Origin of the sequence: Mycobacterium sp. UM_Kg27 (assembly GCF_000972905.1) — a bacterium.
Lineage (GTDB): Bacteria > Actinomycetota > Actinomycetes > Mycobacteriales > Mycobacteriaceae > Mycobacterium.
On the sequence record NZ_JRMM01000247.1, the window covers coordinates 1 to 2,149 of the forward strand.

At 71.8% G+C, this 2,149-nt stretch carries 2 pseudogenes; both read left to right on the forward strand.

The features are described from left to right. Nucleotides 1–1,593, forward strand: a pseudogene (locus LI94_RS25170) (PE family protein); the annotation flags it as partial. 127 nt (nucleotides 1,594–1,720) lie between these two features. Further along, a pseudogene (locus tag LI94_RS20930) lies at nucleotides 1,721–2,149 on the forward strand (phosphoribosylamine--glycine ligase); the annotation flags it as partial.

Consider the following 2,149-nt stretch of genomic DNA (forward strand, 5'->3'; position numbering starts at 1 on the left):
TCGGCAGCGTCAGATGTGTATAAGAGACAGGACCACGGTAACGGCGGTAGCGGCGGCATGGGCGGCAACGGTGCCAATGGAGCGGACGCCACCACCATGCAGTCCGGTGCCGGCCGCGGTGGCAACGGTGGCAACGGAGGCACCGGCGGCAAGGGTGGCCTGGGCGGGTCGATCATGGGCTCGGACGGCGAGGTCGGTGATGGCGGCAACGGCGGCGCCGGGGGCGCGGGTGCCACTGGTGAGTTCGGGGTCAACAACGGCTACGGCGGTACCGGTGGCACGGGTGGCAACGGCGGCAACGCCGGAGGAGCAGCCGGTCAGGCCGGTAACGGCGGTACCGGTGGCATCGGTGGGGCCGGTGCCGACGGCGTGCGCGGCTACAACGGTGGCACGGGCGCTCACGGCGGTAACGGCGGTACCGGTGGACTGGCCGGGACCGTCGGCTTCGGCGGTGCGGCCGGTAACGGCGGCGACGGCGGTGCCGGCGGAACCGGCGCGGCCGGCGAGGTCACCAACAACAATGGCCAGGGTGCCAACGGCGGAACCGGTGGCCTGGGTGGCAATGCCGGCAACGCCACCGGCAAGGCGGGCAACGGTGGTGTCGGCGGCGATGGTGGTGCCGGTGCCCACGGCCAAGTCGGCTACAACAACGGCTACGGCGGCAACGGCGGAAGCGGCGGGACCGGGGGGCTGGCCGGCACGGTGGGATCCGCCGGGCAGGTGGGCAACGGCGGTACCGGTGGAGCCGGTGGAGACGGTGCGGATGGGCGCGTCGGCTACAACAACGGCTACGGCGGCAACGGCGGGCACGGCGGGTCTGGCGGAAACGCAGCAAACAGCACTGGCCAGGCCGGTGCCGGTGGAGACGGCGGCAAGGGCGGTCATGGCGACGACGGCCAGCTGGGCTACAACAACGGCTACGGCGGCAATGGCGGTAGCGGCGGTAACGGCGGGCAGAACGGATCTGTCGGCACCGTCGGGCCGATCGTCAGCAGGGGCGGCGATGCCGGAGACGGAGGCAACGGTGCGGACAGCACCTCCACCTCCAACAACAGCTACGGCGGCAACGGTGGCAGTGGGGGGCACGGCGGCAATGCCGGCGCTGCCACTGGCCAGGCCGGTTCCGGAGGGAATGGCGGTACCGGTGGAAACGGCCGGGCCGGCCGGATCGACGCCAACAACGGCTACGGCGGCAACGGCGGACGCGGTGGTAACGGCGGAAACGCCGGCAGCATCGGCACTGGTGGAATCGGCGGCAACGGTGCCTACGGCGGCGATGGCGGAGCGGGCGCGAACGGCGACATCTATCGCAACAACGGCACCGGCGGCATCGGCGGCACCGGTGGGGCCGGTGGCAACGCCGGAACCAGCAGTCCGGATGCTTTAGCTGGCCGCGGCACGGAGGGCAGTCAAAACGGCGACGGCGGCAACGGCGGCGTCGGGGGTAACGGTGCCAACGGAGTCTCCGGAGTCAACGGCGGCAACCCAGGCGTGGGCGGTGCGGGCGGTACGGCCGGCGCCGCGGGGACAGGTGGTTCCGGTGGGCAGGCAGGTTCTGGCGGCCAGGCCGGCGCGACGGGCGCCCCGGCCTAGCCGGCTTGTCGGGTCCGGCGGTGCGCTGCTGGAGGCATGCAGCGCCATCTGCAGTGGCCGACGCTATATATCCTGTGTCGCGAGTCTCGCCGACTAGCGAGGCGAAACTCGGAGAGGAGTGGCGCCCATGCGCGTGCTGGTGATCGGTTCCGGCGCCCGGGAACATGCGTTACTCCTAGCCCTTCGCAACGACCCCAAGGTCGATCACCTGGTGATCGCCCCCGGCAACGCCGGTACCGCCGCAGTGGCCGAGCAACGAGACATCGACATCACCTCGGCTACGGCGGTCACCGCCTTGGCCCGCGACGTCGAGGCCGACCTGGTGGTGATCGGGCCGGAGGTGCCGCTGGTCTTGGGTGTCGCAGATGCGTTGCGTGCCGCCGGGATCGCCTGCTTCGGGCCGTCGCAGGACGCCGCCCGCATCGAAGGCTCCAAGGCGTTCGCCAAGGACGTGATGGCCGCCGCCGGCGTGCGCACCGCCCGCTCGGAGATCGTCGACAGCCCCGCCGACCTGGACGCCGCCCTGACCCGGTTCGGGCCCTGTCTCTTATACACA